At 69.6% G+C, this 13,666-nt stretch carries 13 protein-coding genes; 9 read left to right on the top strand and 4 right to left on the bottom strand.

Annotated features, from left to right (window positions below; all coding sequences use genetic code 11):
* The first annotated feature begins 13 nt into the window (after positions 1-13).
* The 3 genes from C4B30_RS31310 to C4B30_RS31300 all read left to right on the top strand — a co-directional run bounded on the left by C4B30_RS31310 (position 14) and on the right by C4B30_RS31300 (position 3,677).
* Positions 14-1,435, top strand: a complete 1,422-nt coding sequence (locus C4B30_RS31310; RefSeq protein ID WP_105133403.1) for a DUF2957 domain-containing protein — start codon at positions 14-16, stop codon at positions 1,433-1,435.
* Between the two features lie 145 nt (positions 1,436-1,580).
* On the top strand, positions 1,581-2,822 hold the full coding sequence (locus C4B30_RS31305; RefSeq protein ID WP_089499445.1) for a DUF2957 domain-containing protein: 1,242 nt from the start codon (positions 1,581-1,583) through the stop codon (positions 2,820-2,822).
* An 18-nt stretch (positions 2,823-2,840) separates the two neighbouring features.
* Positions 2,841-3,677 (top strand): OmpW/AlkL family protein, encoded by an 837-nt coding sequence (locus C4B30_RS31300; protein WP_105133402.1) that lies wholly within the window; start codon positions 2,841-2,843, stop codon positions 3,675-3,677.
* Positions 3,678-3,861: 184 nt separating this feature from the next.
* Here C4B30_RS31300 and C4B30_RS31295 read toward each other — a convergent pair whose 3' ends face one another.
* Positions 3,862-4,791 (bottom strand): LysR family transcriptional regulator, encoded by a 930-nt coding sequence (locus C4B30_RS31295; protein ID WP_105133401.1) that lies wholly within the window; start codon positions 4,789-4,791, stop codon positions 3,862-3,864.
* A 97-nt stretch (positions 4,792-4,888) separates the two neighbouring features.
* Here C4B30_RS31295 and C4B30_RS31290 point away from each other — a divergent pair, with 97 nt between their 5' ends.
* Complete coding sequence (locus tag C4B30_RS31290) at positions 4,889-6,172, top strand: MFS transporter (protein WP_105133400.1); 1,284 nt, start codon at positions 4,889-4,891, stop codon at positions 6,170-6,172.
* Between the two features lie 94 nt (positions 6,173-6,266).
* Here C4B30_RS31290 and C4B30_RS31285 read toward each other — a convergent pair whose 3' ends face one another.
* Together C4B30_RS31285 and C4B30_RS31280 are read right to left on the bottom strand one after the other, a co-directional pair.
* A complete protein-coding gene (locus tag C4B30_RS31285) occupies positions 6,267-6,902 on the bottom strand; it encodes a LysE family translocator (RefSeq protein WP_027783277.1) in 636 nt (211 codons plus the stop codon).
* Positions 6,903-6,978: 76 nt separating this feature from the next.
* Positions 6,979-8,055 carry an NAD(P)-dependent oxidoreductase gene (locus tag C4B30_RS31280; protein ID WP_267896662.1) on the bottom strand — a complete coding sequence of 359 codons (1,077 nt, stop codon included), beginning with the start codon at positions 8,053-8,055 and terminating at the stop codon, positions 6,979-6,981.
* On the opposite strand from C4B30_RS31280, the gene C4B30_RS31275 reads away from it, so the two are divergent.
* The gene (locus C4B30_RS31275; RefSeq protein ID WP_105133399.1) at positions 7,945-8,715 is read left to right on the top strand and encodes a Mut7-C RNAse domain-containing protein; all 771 of its coding nucleotides are present in this window, start codon (positions 7,945-7,947) and stop codon (positions 8,713-8,715) included. The genes C4B30_RS31280 and C4B30_RS31275 overlap by 111 nt on opposite strands.
* Before the next feature lie 79 nt (positions 8,716-8,794).
* On the opposite strand, the gene C4B30_RS31270 is transcribed toward C4B30_RS31275, so the two are convergent.
* A complete protein-coding gene (locus tag C4B30_RS31270; RefSeq protein ID WP_027783274.1) occupies positions 8,795-9,031 on the bottom strand; it encodes a hypothetical protein in 237 nt (78 codons plus the stop codon).
* Between the two features lie 358 nt (positions 9,032-9,389).
* Here C4B30_RS31270 and C4B30_RS31265 point away from each other — a divergent pair, with 358 nt between their 5' ends.
* The 4 genes from C4B30_RS31265 to C4B30_RS31250 are packed head-to-tail and all read left to right on the top strand — an operon-like array spanning position 9,390 to position 13,650.
* Positions 9,390-10,595 carry an efflux RND transporter periplasmic adaptor subunit gene (locus C4B30_RS31265; protein WP_105133398.1) on the top strand — a complete coding sequence of 402 codons (1,206 nt, stop codon included), beginning with the start codon at positions 9,390-9,392 and terminating at the stop codon, positions 10,593-10,595.
* Positions 10,596-10,600: 5 nt separating this feature from the next.
* Positions 10,601-11,299 (top strand): ABC transporter ATP-binding protein, encoded by a 699-nt coding sequence (locus tag C4B30_RS31260; RefSeq protein WP_105133397.1) that lies wholly within the window; start codon positions 10,601-10,603, stop codon positions 11,297-11,299.
* A gap of 21 nt (positions 11,300-11,320) precedes the next feature.
* Positions 11,321-12,475: an ABC transporter permease gene (locus C4B30_RS31255; RefSeq protein WP_105133396.1), complete on the top strand. Its 1,155-nt coding sequence runs from the start codon at positions 11,321-11,323 to the stop codon at positions 12,473-12,475.
* A gap of 8 nt (positions 12,476-12,483) precedes the next feature.
* Entirely contained in the window at positions 12,484-13,650 is a 1,167-nt protein-coding gene (locus tag C4B30_RS31250; RefSeq protein ID WP_089499437.1) for an ABC transporter permease, read from the top strand.
* Positions 13,651-13,666: the final 16 nt, after the last annotated feature.

Raw genomic sequence — 13,666 nt, 5'->3', positions numbered from 1 at the left:
TGGAGACAGCGGCATGTCGCACGCCTTATCGAAGGGGGTGGCAACGGCCTTTGCCATTGCCCCTTTCCTGGTTGCATGTGGTGGGGGGGACTCCGGCGGCGCGCCCGCGCCGATCAATGCGCCCCAATGTTCCGGCTCGAGCTGCGGCACGCAAGGGCCGCCGCCTTCGCAGCCCATCAACGGCGCACTCTGCCCGGCCGACGCGGATATCGTGAAGAGCACGTATCTCGGCGGCGCAGGTAGCGGCGAGATCATCAGCGTCAACATCGACGCGGTCGCGATGACGTACACGCTCAAGTGGCTCGAATCGCCGATTCCGCTGAAGACGGGCACCGTCACGCCGAGCCGCGTCGGCACGACCATCACCGGCAAGGTCATCCACCCGCCGACCGGCACGCTGCCGACCGCCGAGCAAACGCGCTGCGCGTTCGTCCTCACGCCGGGCACCGGCCCCGCGCCGGACGGCTCGACCTATTCGACGGCCGCCGACTTCAACCAGGCGAACCCGCCGATGCTGCTGGTCGGCATGGGCGTGGCGGGCGGCGGCATTCCCGGCGCGACGATCCAGTACGACGGGCTGACGATCATCCCGGGCATCGTGCAGAACGTCGGCCAGGTGCCGAACCGTCACTTCGACTTCTATCCGTTCCTCGGCTTCGCGAACACGACGACCGACCTCTCGAAACTGCCGGGCACGTACAACGCGCTGCTCTACCACCTCGTGCCGTCGGGCAACTACGCGACGAAGGGCTCGAATTCGAGCGAGACGTTCGACGCGAACGGCGCGTGCACGTCGAGCGGTTCGGGCGGCTGCCAGACGACCGGCGATCCGTGGAAGACGAGCGCGAAGGGCGGCTACTTCGACAGCGCCAAGGCACCGCAGACGCTGCCGCAGACGCAGCTGCCGATCGTCGGCGCGACCGGCAAGTCGGCGACCGCGCACATGGTGATCGGCCAGCTCAACGGCGCGACGGTGCCGGTGATCGTGCGCACGGGCAACGTGAACCTCGGCACGCCGCCGCTGCACACCGACGCGCAGGTCGACGACGAATCGGGCATCGCGGTGCTCGGCGCGGCGACGGCGATCACGTCGGGCGCGATCGACGGCGGCTATGCGGGCGCGGACTCGAACTTCAAGTACACGGCCGCGCTGATCCGCGGCGGCAACGCGTCGTTCATCAATCCGTCCACGCAGGCCGAGGAAGACGGCTTCACGCTCGACTACGGCCAGACGACGCCGGGCCTCCTGAACGCGAAGACCGCCCCGCCGAGCGGCGCGAGCTACCCGTCCGCGTCGGGTGTGGTAATCGCGACGGGCGGGCTGTATGCGGCGCTCGTGCAGGGCACGGTGAACGGCGGCGTCACGGCGACGTCGGCGAATTCGACGACGTCGTCGACCCCGTACTTTGGCGTGGGCGCGCAGATCAGCAAGTAGCGATCGAGGACGCGGCGGCCGGCCCGCCGCCGCGTGACGCAGGGAAGGCACGAAGGCGCTCGGCTCGGCGCAAGCAGGACGAGCACACAACAGAAGCGGCCGACAGGGAGCTGGCCGCCGCACAAGACAAATCTGGAGGAGCAACATGAAGCGCAACCTCATTCTGGCGGCGGCCCTTGCCGCCCCCCTTCTTTCCGCATGCGGCGGCGGCAGCGACAATCCGCCCCCGCTCGTCGAGGACCGGCTCTGCCCTGCGTCGCTCGACTACACCACCGTGTTCACGGGCGGCGCGGGCAGCGGCGAACTCGCGAAGGTCCAGCTCGACACGACCAAGATGACCTGGCAGGTCACCTATGTCGAATCGGCGGTGCCGCAAAAGACCGGCACGGTCACGCCGACCCGTGCGGGCACCGTCGACAGCGGCACGCTCACGCAGGAAACGCTGCTGCCGACCAACAAGCTGAACCAGTGCGCGTTCCGCCTGAACGGCGCGAGCCTCGACGCGTCGCGTCCGGCGCGCATCTTCGTCGGCTTCGGCGTTGCGGGCGGCACGATTCCCGGCAAGGAGATCCAGTTCGACGGCGTGCTCGGCCAGGCCGCGGTGCCCGACACGAAATTCCCGTACTACCCGTTCATCGGCTTCTCGTCGATCGAGACCGACATCACGAAGGTCGCGGGCACGTACAGCCATGTCGGCTTCGGCGAAGTGCCGTCGCAGAAATTCGCGCCGGCATCGATCGACGCGAAGGTGACGATCAACGCGGACGGCACGTGGACCAAGTGCGACACGACCGGCCAGTTCGCCGGCGGCGCGTGCACGCAGCAGGGCACGAACTTCGTGCCGTCGGCCGACGGCAGCGGCGCGTTCCAGTCGAACAACTACGCGAGCCAGCTGAAGCCGACGCTGTCGGCCACGCCGCAGGGCAAGGGCTTCATGATCGTCGGCAAGCTGCGCAACCAGCTCGTGCCGATCCTCGTGCGCACGGGGGTCGCGAACCCGAACCCGACGCCCGACAGCAACGGCGTGCCGGGCCTGACCGCCGACGACGAATCGAGCATCTCGATCCTCGCGCCGCAGACGGCCGTGGCGGCCGGCTCGCAGAACGGGGAGTACATCGGCGTCGACAGCCAGTTCGATTACCGGACCACCGCGCTGATCGACAAGCAGGCCACGCTGCTGGACCCGTTCCAGCCGTCGCAGGCGTCGCTCGCGACCGCGCTCGACCTCGACTACACGCAGAAGGTGCCGGGCACGGTCACGACGATCCACACGGGTTCGGGCAGCACGTCGCCGACCGGCAAGTTCATCTTCACGGGTGGCGTGTTCGGTTTCCTCGACAACGCCGGATCGACGCCGTATTTCACGATCGGCGCATTCGTCCAGTAAGCGGAGGGAGAAGCCGTGATGAAGAAAACCCTTCTCTGCGCGGCGGCCGGCGTCGCCGCCGCCGCGGCGCCGCTCGCGGCGCACGCGCAGAGCGCCGGCAGCAACGTCGTCACGCTGGGCTGGTTCCACATCATGCCGCAGCAGAGCAGCACGCCGATGACGACCAACGTCGCGCCAACGCCGATCAACACGCCGCTGCGGCTGCCGCCGTCGTTCACGTCGCCGGGCACCGGGCTGCGTACGAACGGCGCCGACACCGTCGGCCTGACGGTCAGCCACTTCCTGACCGATCACATCGCGGTCACGTCGGTGGCGGGCGTGCCGCCGGTGTTCAAGGTATCGGGCCAGGGCACGATCAAGCCGCCCGGCCCTGCCGGCGCGCTCGGCACGCAGAACATCGGGCTGGGATCGGTCAACCCGATCGTGAAGAGCGTGCGGCAGTGGAGCCCGGCGGTGATCCTGCAGTACTACTTCGGGCAGGCCACCGCGAAGTTCCGGCCGTTCCTCGGCCTCGGCGTGTCGTACAACTGGTTCAGCGACCTGCAGCTCAACACGAACTTCATCAAGCAGACGCAGGACAACCTCGGTGCGATCCTCGCGGCGGGCGCGGGCAAGCCGGGGACGACCTCGGTGGAAGCGAAGGCGTCGTCGTCCTGGCAGCCGGTGTTCAACGCGGGCCTGCAGTACAACCTGACGGAACACTTCGGGCTGGTCGCGTCGGTGACCTACATCCCGCTGAAGACGACGTCGACGGTGACGATCAAGGCGGCCGACGGCTCGGTGCTCGCCGAGTCGAAATCGGACCTGAAGGCGGATCCGATCATCAGCTACGTCGGGATGACGTACAAGTTCTGAGCGCGGCGACCGCCGGCAAATGGAGCGCCGCGACAAAATCGCAGGCAAAAAAAAGCCCGCCTAAGTGGCGGGCTGAATCCATATCAGAGGAGACATGGAGGAGACAGGTGCAACTATAGCGAATCGGTTTCCGCAATGCAACATTTCCGTAGAGAAAATAAGGACTTTCCCTCGAATGCGGCCTCTAGTTCGTTGTTACGGCACCTGACCCCTTTCCATTCTCCCGTTCGAGCACCTCGCCCAGCGCGTCGCGCAGCAGCGCGACCGGCCGCACCAGCCGGCCCGGCAGCGTGCCGTGCACGATCCATACGTTGATCCGCGTTTCCAGCCCCACCGTTTCCACGATCCTCAGCGCATCGCGATGCGCGCTGCGCGCCAGCGCGTTCGGCGGCGCGATCCCGATGCCGGCGCCGCGCGCGACGAGCGACAACTGCAGCTCCGAGCCGAATGCCTCGACCGCGACGTCGAACGGCAGCCCGGCCGCGCCGAGCGCTCGGCTCAGCGCCGAACGCATCCCGCAGCCGTCCTGGCTCAGCACCCACGGAAAACCCGACAGCGTGTCGAGCGACAGCGGACCGTCCGGCAGCGGGAAATCGCGCGCGGCGACGAGCACCGTCGGCTGCGTGGCGAGCAGCGTCGCCGTCAACGTGTCCGGTAGCACGGCGCTCGCCGGCACCATCACGGCTGCGACGTCGAGCGCGCCGCGCTCCATGCCCTGCATCAGCGCCGGCGACCAGCCGGCCGTCACGCGCAGCGTGAGGCGCGGGAACGCGTCGCGCAGCCGGTCGATCGGCCGCTCCAGCGCGAGCTCGGACAGAAACGGCGGCACGCCGATGCGCAGCTCGCCCGACGGCTCGCTGTCCGGCGCGCCCGCCGCCATCAGTTCGTCGACTGCGCCGAGGACGTTGCGCGCGAGCGCGTAGACGTCGCGCCCGGCCGCGGTCGGCTTCAGCGGCTTGCTCTGCCGTTCGAGGAGCGGCACGCCGAGCAGCGTTTCGAGGTTCTGCACGCGCCGCGTCAGGCCCGGCTGCGTCAGGTGGAGCTTCGCGGCCGCGGCGACCATCGACCCGCTGTCGACGACCGCGACGAACGCCTGGAGATCACGCGTATTCAAAACAAACTCGCATAATCATATTAGACATATTTCAATTGTCGCATAAACATCGGACACCTACGATGGGAATTCCTTCGACCTCCACGCCAGGCTTCCGATGAACTGCCCTGCCAATCGTTGCTCCGCCCCCGTTTCCCCGTCCGTCGCGGCGCCCCCCGCGTTGAGCACGGGCATGACGCTGTTCTTCGCCGCGACGGTCGGCGTGATCGTGATGGACCTGTTCGCCGCGCAACCGTTGACCGGCCCGATCAGCACGGATCTGCATCTGCCGCCCGGTCTCACCGGCCTCGTCGCGATGCTGCCGCAGCTCGGCTACGCGGCCGGGCTCGCGTTGCTCGTGCCGCTGGTCGACCTGCTCGAGAACCGCCGCCTGATCGTCGCGACGCTCGCCGTCTGCGCGGCCGCGCTCGCGCTGCCCGCCTTCACGCGCTCGGGCACCGTGTTCCTGCTCGCGACGCTCGCGGCCGGCGCCGCGTCGAGCGTGATCCAGATGCTCGTGCCGATGGCCGCGTCGATGGCGCCCGAAGCGCAACGCGGCCGCGCGGTCGGCAACGTGATGAGCGGGCTGATGCTCGGGATCCTGCTGTCGCGGCCGCTCGCGAGCCTGATCGCGGGGTCGGCCGGCTGGCGCACGTTCTATTTGCTGGCCGCGCTCGCGAACGCGGCGATCGCCATCGTGCTCGCGCTGCGCCTGCCGGCGCGTACGCCGTCGATCACGGCCGGCTACCGCGCGTTGCTCGCGTCGATGGGACGCCTGCTCGCCGACGAACCGGTGCTGCGCCGGCATGCGCTGTCGGCCGCGCTCGCGATGGCCGCGTTCAGCGCGTTCTGGACCGCCGTCGGGCTGCGGCTCGCGCAACCGCCGTTCGCGCTCGACCTGCACGGGATCGCGCTGTTCGCGTTCGCCGGCGCCAGCGGCGCGATCGTCACGCCGCTCGCCGGCCGCGCGGGCGACCGCGGCCACGGCCCGGCCGCGCAGCGGCTCGCGCACGGCACGATGCTCGCGGCGCTCGCCGTGCTCGGGACCGCCGGCGCCGGCTGGTTCGGCTTCGACGCGCATGCGCATCGCGGCATCGCGCTCGCGCTGCTGGCCGGCGGCGCGGCGCTGCTCGATGCGGGCGTCATCGTCGACCAGACGATCGGCCGCCGCGAGATCAATCTGCTGAACCCGGCCGCGCGCGGACGCCTGAACGGGCTGTTCGTCGGACTGTTCTTCGTCGGCGGCGCGCTCGGCGCGGTGCTCGCGGGCAGCGCATGGGCGTGGGGCGGATGGAGCGCGGTGTGCGGTGTCGGGTTCGCGTTCGCCGGCGCGGCGGCCGTGTTCGGGCTGGCGGCTGGACGCGGAGCTGGCGCGGCGGCGCTGGATCGCCCGAGGGCGTGAGCGGGCATAAGCGATGGGGCGCGGCGCCCAAAAGCCGAACGCCCCGCCCTCTTGCGAGGGACGGGGCGTTCGGTACGCCGGTGTCGGCCGGGAATCAGTGACGAACCAGCGCCATCATCGCGCCGAAGCCGACGAACAGCCCGCCGGTCAGCCGGTTGAACACCTTCGCGACGCTCTGGCTCTTCAGCGTGGCGCCGATGCGCGTGCCGAATGCCGCGTAGACGAGATACCAGCTCACCTCGATCACCGCGAACGTGACGACGAGGATGCCGAACTGCGGCAGCGTAGGCTCGGCCGCGTTGATGAACTGCGGCAGCAGCGCGGCCGCGAACAGGATCGCCTTCGGGTTGCTGCCCGCGACCAGGAAGCCATTGCGGAACAGCGCCACGCGCGATGCCGACGCCGCTTGCGACACGGCCTCGACGTCGGCCGCCGACGTGTCGTCCACGCGTGCGCGCCACGCCTTCACGCCGAGATAGATCAGGTAGGCCGCGCCCGCGAAGCGCAACGCATTGAACATCGCCGGCCATGCCTCGAGCACCGCGCCGAGCCCCGCCGCGGATACCGCGAGCATCAGCACCAGCGCGCTCAGGCAGCCGGCCATCGTCGCGGACGAGCGCCGCAGCCCGTGTCGCGCGCCGTGCGTCATCACGAGCAGCATGTTCGGGCCCGGAATCGCCGACACGACGAACACCGTCGCCACGAAAAGCCACCACGTATGCAAGTTCATGACTGCCTCTGCCTGAAATAAATGTAGGGAAAACGGACTGCCGATTATGCCGTGCGCACGGTGCTTCTGTCGCGTGTCAGCGGCCGGCACGGCGCAGCGCGGCCTCGCCGAGCACCGCGAAATCCTGGTCGCCGCCGCCGTGCGCGAGCGCGTCGAGCAGGCTGTCGCGCACGACGCTCGCCACCGGCAGCGGCACCGACGTCGCGTCGCCGGCCTCCAGCGCGAGCCGGACGTCCTTCAGCCCGAGCCGCGCCTTGAAACGCGCGGGCTCGTAGCGCCGCTCCGCGATCATCGCGCCGTAGCCTTCGTAGACGGGCCCCGGAAACACGCTGCTGGTGATCACGTCGAGGAAATCGCGCATCGCGACGCCATGTGCGCCCAGCAGCGCGGACGCCTCGCCGAGCGTCTCGATCGCCGACGCGAGCGTGAAATTCGCGGCGATCTTCGCGACGTTCGCGTGCTGCGGCAGCGAGCCGAAGCGCCAGGTCTTCTGGCCGATCGCGTCGAACAGCGGCTGCACGCGGTCGATCGCCTCGGCCGGGCCGCCCGCCATGATCGTCAGGCGCGCAGCGGCCGCGACGTCGGGGCGCCCCATCACCGGCGCGGCGACATAGTCGATGCCGCGCGACGCATGCGCGTGCGCGAGCGATTCGGCGAGCGCGACCGATACCGTCGCCATGTTCACGTGGATCAGCCCGCGCGGCGCCTGGGCCAGCAGCGCGTCGTCGAATACCGCGCGCGCGGCCGCATCGTCGCCGAGCATCGAGAACACGGCGTCGCCGCGAAACGCGTCGGCCGGCGTGTCGACGACCCGCGCGCCGAATGCCGCCAGCGGCTCGGCCCGCTCTCGCGACCGGTTCCAGACCCGCACCGTGTGGCCCGCCTTCAGCAGGTTCGTCGCGATCGCCTGCCCCATTTCGCCCAGCCCGATAAACCCGAGATCCATTGCCCGCTCCTTCGCTCCGTGAAGCCGCGAGTTAAACACAGATGCCGGCGCTCTGCAGCGCCTGCCGCCGGCCGGGCGCGGTGCGATACTGCACGGATGGCGACCGCGACCTTCCGCTTTCACGGCGAACTGAACGCCTTTCTCGCGCGCCCGCAGCGCGACCGGGCGTTCGCGCACGCGTGCGCCCGCGATGCGACGGTCAAGCATGCGATCGAGGCGCTCGGCGTCCCGCATACCGAAATCGGCCGGCTGTGCGTGAACAACGCGCCGGCCGCGCTCGACCGGCCGCTCGACGACGGCGACCGCGTCGACGTTTTTCCCGAGCGCGCACGGCCGGCGGCCGACGGCGCACCCGCGCTGCAACCGGCGTCATGGCGCTTCGTCGCCGACGCGCATCTCGGCGGCCTCGCGCAACTGCTGCGCCTCGCCGGCTTCGACACCTGCTACGACAACCACTACCGCGACGACGAACTCGCGGCGCTTGCCGAACGGGAGAACCGGATCGTGCTGACGCGCGACCGCGAGCTGCTCAAGCGGCGCGCGGTGGTGCGCGGCTGCTATCTCCATGCGCTGCAGCCGGCCGACCAGTTGCGCGAACTGTTCGAGCGGCTCGATCTCGCGCCGCACATGCGGCCGTTCCGGCTGTGCCTGCGCTGCAACGCGCCGCTGCATCCGCTCGATGCGGCAGCCGCCGCGCCGCGCGTGCCGGCCGGCGTCCGGCAGCGGCACCGGCGCTTCGCCGCATGCGACGTGTGCCGGCGCGTGTTCTGGGAAGGCTCGCACTGGCGGCGCATGCGCGCGGTGGTGGACGCGATGCGCATGCCGCCGCCCGCCCGGCTCGACGAACCGGGCAAATCCGACGCCTGAAAAAACAAAACCCCGCATGCCGGAGCATGCGGGGTTGGCCGACCGATGACCGGCAACGCCCGCCGTGGCGGCGAACCGCTTAGTTCTGCGTGCCTGCGTCGTTCGTGCCGGCGGCCGAAGCGGCCGAAGCCTTCGCCTGGCCCTTCTTCGAACCGTGGTGCTTCAGCTGGTGCTTCGGCTTGCTGTGATCCTTCTTCATCGGCGCGGAAGCGGGAGCCATCGCGCCTGCCGGCGCCGACGCCGCCTCCTGGGCGAATGCCGAAACCGATGCGAGAGCGAATGCTGCGGCGATGATCGAAGCGAGCGTCTTCTTCATTGTTCTTCCTTTAGCGGAGAAAAAATCAAACGTACCGGTAATCAAAGATGCGAGGCATTCGCACCGGAGCCCCAGGCCGCGAGGCCGGCTTGCGCCGTTCCGTCGCGACAAAACCTGACGCACTGGTTCCATAACGCATCGCGTTCGCGGCAAGTTGACACGTTGCTTGCGTCCTCGGGTTTCCCCGGGGGCGGGTGCGTTCCCCGGCGCCGGCGACCGGCCAGCCGGCCGCCGAGGCGGCGCCGCAAACCGGCTCGCGCGGCACCGGGGCGACGCTTATACTGGCGTCCATCCGTCCCTTTCCCCGGAAACCGGATCGCGCCGGTCGCATGGCCGCCGCCGTCTCGAGGCGCTCAAATTGCCCGATCACAATCTGGATAAACTGAAAATCGACCGGCGTCCGATCGCACCGGTGCCGCGCCGGCGCCGGTGGGCCCGCTACGCGGTCGCCGCCGCGCTGATCGTCATCGCGATCGTCGCCGGCCTCGCCCTCACCGGTCGGCCGACCGTCGACACCACCTCCGTCACGTCCGCCTACCCGTACCAGAACGACACGCAGCTCAATGCGACCGGCTACGTCGTGCCGCAGCGCAAGGCCGCGGTCGCGTCGAAGGCTCAGGGGCGCGTCGAATGGCTCGGCGTGCTCGAGGGCACGCGCGTGAAGCAGGACGAGATCATCGCGCGGCTCGAAAGCAGCGACGTGCGGGCGTCGCTCGCCCAGGCGCGCGCGCAGGTGCAGGTCTCCCGCGCGAACCTCGGCGTCGCGCAGGCGGAACTCAAGGATGCGGAGATCGCGTTGCACCGCACCGCCGCGCTCGCGCCGCGCGGCGCCGTGCCGGCCGCGCAGCTCGACACCGACACGGCCCGCGTGAACAAGGCGCGCGCGACGCTCGCCAGCGACCAGGCAGCGATCACGTCCGCCGAAGCGAACGCGCAAGCCGCGCAGGTCGCCGTCGACCAGACGGTGATCCGCGCGCCGTTCGACGGCATCGTGCTCGCCAAGCACGCGAACGTCGGCGACAACATCACGCCGTTCTCGTCCGCGTCGGACAGCAAGGGCGCGGTCGTGACGATCGCCGACATGGAGACGCTCGAGGTCGAGGCCGACGTCGCCGAATCGAACATCGCGAAGATCCGCGCCGAGCAGCCGTGCGAGATCCAGCTCGACGCGCTGCCCGACATGCGCTTCGCCGGCCGCGTGTCGCGGATCGTGCCGACCGTCGACCGCTCGAAGGCCACCGTGCTCGTGAAGGTGCGCTTCGTCGACCGCGACGAGCGCGTGCTGCCCGACATGAGCGCGAAGATCGCGTTCCTGTCGAAGCCGGCGTCGCCGCAGGACCGGCAGCCCGTGACCGCCGTGCAGGCGAGCGCCGTGGTCGAGCGCGACGGCCGGCCGGTCGTGTTCGTCGTGAAGGACGACGCCGTGCATGCGGTGGCCGTGACGCGCGGCATGCGGATCGGCGAGCTGGTGGCGATCCGTGGCGTGAAACCCGGCGACACGGTCGTGCTCGCGCCGGGCGCGAAGCTCAAGGACGGCGCGAAAGTGACCGTCGCGAAGAAGTAGCGCGCGTGAACGACGCCCCGCCGCCCCTCGTCGAGCTCAGCCACGTCGCGAAGTCGTACCGGCGCGGCAACCAGATCGTGCCCGTGCTGACCGACATCACGCTCGACATCGGCGAAGGCGACTTCGTCGCGCTGATGGGGCCGTCCGGCTCCGGCAAGAGCACGCTGCTGAACCTCGTGGCCGGCATCGACCGGCCCGACAGCGGCGAGCTGCGCGTCGGCGGCCTCGACATTTCGCAACTCGCCGAGGCGCAACTGGCCGAATGGCGCGCCGCGAACGTCGGCTTCATCTTCCAGTTCTACAACCTGATGCCCGTGCTCACCGCGTTCGAGAACGTCGAGCTGCCGCTGATGCTCACGCACCTGCCGCGCCGCGAGCGGCGCGAGCGCGTCGAGCTCGTGCTCGACATGGTGAATCTCGGCGATCGCACGAGCCATTACCCGTCCGAGCTGTCGGGCGGCCAGCAGCAGCGCGTCGCGATCGCGCGCGCGCTGATCACCGATCCCGTGCTGATCGTCGCCGACGAGCCGACCGGCGACCTCGACCGCGCGTCGGCGACCGACGTGCTCGCGATGCTGCAGCGGATGAACGCCGAACTCGGCAAGACGATCATCATGGTGACGCACGACGCGCACGCGGCCGGCGCCGCGCGCGCGCTCGTCCATCTGGAAAAAGGGGAGCTGATCGATGGGCACGCCGGCTGACCGGCAGCGGGAGCGCGCGCGATGTACGTGCTGAAGCTGATCGCGCGCAACGCGCTGCGGCACCGGCTGCGCACGCTCCTGACCGTGTTGGGGCTGACCATCGCCGTGCTCGCGTTCGGGCTGCTGCATACGGTGGTCGACGCGTGGTACGCGGGCGCGGCGGCCGCGTCCAGCGGCCGGCTCGTCACGCGCAACGCGATCTCGCTGGTGTTTCCGCTGCCGGTGAGCTACGAGAACCGCATCCGCGGCGTCGACGGCGTGACGGCCGTGGTCCGCTCGAACTGGTTCGGCGGCATCTATCGCGACCCGAAGAATTTCTTCGCGAGCTTCGCGGTGTCGGACAACTATCTCGACCTGTATCCCGAATACATCCTGTCGGCGCAGCAGCGCGCCGACTACGCCCGCGACCGCCGCGGCTGCCTCGTGGGCCGCCAGCTCGCGACGCAGTTCGGCTTCAAGGTCGGCGACGTGATCCCGCTGAAGGGCACGATCTATCCGGGCACGTGGGATTTCGTCGTGCGCGGGATTCTCGACGGCCGCGACGATTCGACGATCACGCGCCAGTTGGTGTTCCACTGGGATTACCTGAACGAGACGGTGCGCAAGCGCACGCCGAAACAGGCCGACCAGGTCGGCGTGTTCGTGCTCGGCGTCGCGAACCCCGATGACGGCGCGTCGATCGCGCGCAACGTCGACGCGGTGTTCAAGAACTCGCTCGCCGAAACGCTGACCGAGACCGAACAGGCGTTCCAGCTCGGCTTCGTCGCGATGTCGAACCAGATCATCGCGGCGATCCGCCTCGTGTCGTACGTGGTGATCCTGATCATCATGGCCGTGATGGCCAACGCGATGGCGATGAGCGCGCGCGAGCGCACGGCCGAATACGCGACGCTGAAGGCGCTCGGCTTCGGCCCCGGGTTCCTCGCGCTGATCGTGTTCGGCGAATCGGTCGTGATCGCGGTGGCCGGCGGCGGGCTCGGCATCCTCGCGACGCCGCCCGCCGCGAGCCTGTTCAAGCAGGCGGCCGGCGGCATCTTCCCGGTGTTCAAGGTGTCGACCGAGACGGTCGTGCTGCAGGCCGCGTGCTCGGTCGCGGTCGGCCTCGCGGCCGCACTGGTGCCGGCGTGGCAGGCGGCGCGCGTGCGCGTCGTCGAAGGCCTGCGGGCGATCGGTTAAAGACGCGCATGGCGATCCCGCTCACCTACATCGCGCGCAACCTGTGGACCCGGCGCCTCACCACCGCGCTCACCGCGGGCGGGATGGCGCTCGTGATCTTCGTGTTCGCGACGGTGCAGATGCTCGACGCGGGGCTCACGAAAACGCTCGTGTCGACCGGCGAACCGGACAACGCGGTGGTGATCCGCAAGGGCGCCGAGACCGAGATCCAGAGTTCGATCGACCATCAGCAGGCCAACGCGCTCGAGATGCACCCGGCCGTCGCGCTCGGCCCCGACGGCCGGCCGCTCGTGTCGAAGGAAGCCGTCGTGCTGATCTCGCTCGTCAAGACGTCGACCGGCAAGCCGTCGAACGTCGTGATCCGCGGCGTGTCGCCGGCCGGCCTCGCGCTGCGGCCGCACGTGAAGCTCGTCGCCGGCCGCCCGTTCGCGCCCGGCTCGTCGGAGATCGTCGTCGGCAGCGCGATCGCGAAAGGCTTCAGCGGCACGCAGCTCGGCGACAGCCTGCATTTCGCGCAGCGCGACTGGACCATCGTCGGCATCTTCGATGCGGGCGGCAGCGGCTTCGACTCGGAGATCTGGGGCGACGTCGACCAGTTGATGCAGTCGTTCCGGCGCACCAGCTATTCGTCGATGGTGCTGCGCATCCCGAGCGCCGACGGCTTCGCGCGCTTCAAGGCCGACATCGACGTCGACCCGCGGCTGACCGACGAGGCGAAGCGCGAACAGACCTTCTACGGCGACCAGTCGAAGGCGCTGTCGACGTTCATCAACATCCTCGGCATCACGCTGTCGACGATCTTCTCGATCGCCGCGATGATCGGCGCGATGATCACGATGTATGCGTCGGTCGCGAACCGCGTGGCCGAGATCGGCACGCTGCGCGCGCTCGGCTTCAAGCGCACCAACGTGCTCGCCGCGTTCCTGCTGGAGGCGCTGCTGCTCGGCTTCGTCGGCGGCGTGATGGGGCTCGCGTGTGCGTCGCTGATGCAGTTCGCGTCGTTCTCGACGACCAACTTCCAGACCTTCTCGGACCTATCGTTCCGCTTCCTGCTGACGCCCGCGATCGTCGTGAAGACGCTCGTGTTCTCGCTCGTGATGGGGCTCGTCGGCGGATTCCTGCCGGCGATGCGCGCCGCGCGGCTGAAGATCGTCGACGCGCTGCGCGCGCAGTGACGCGCGCCGCCGCCGC

Source organism: Burkholderia sp. BE12 (assembly GCF_002959955.1).
In the GTDB taxonomy this organism is placed as follows: Bacteria; Pseudomonadota; Gammaproteobacteria; order Burkholderiales; family Burkholderiaceae; genus Burkholderia.
This window is presented reverse-complemented; position numbering and strand designations above follow the sequence as displayed.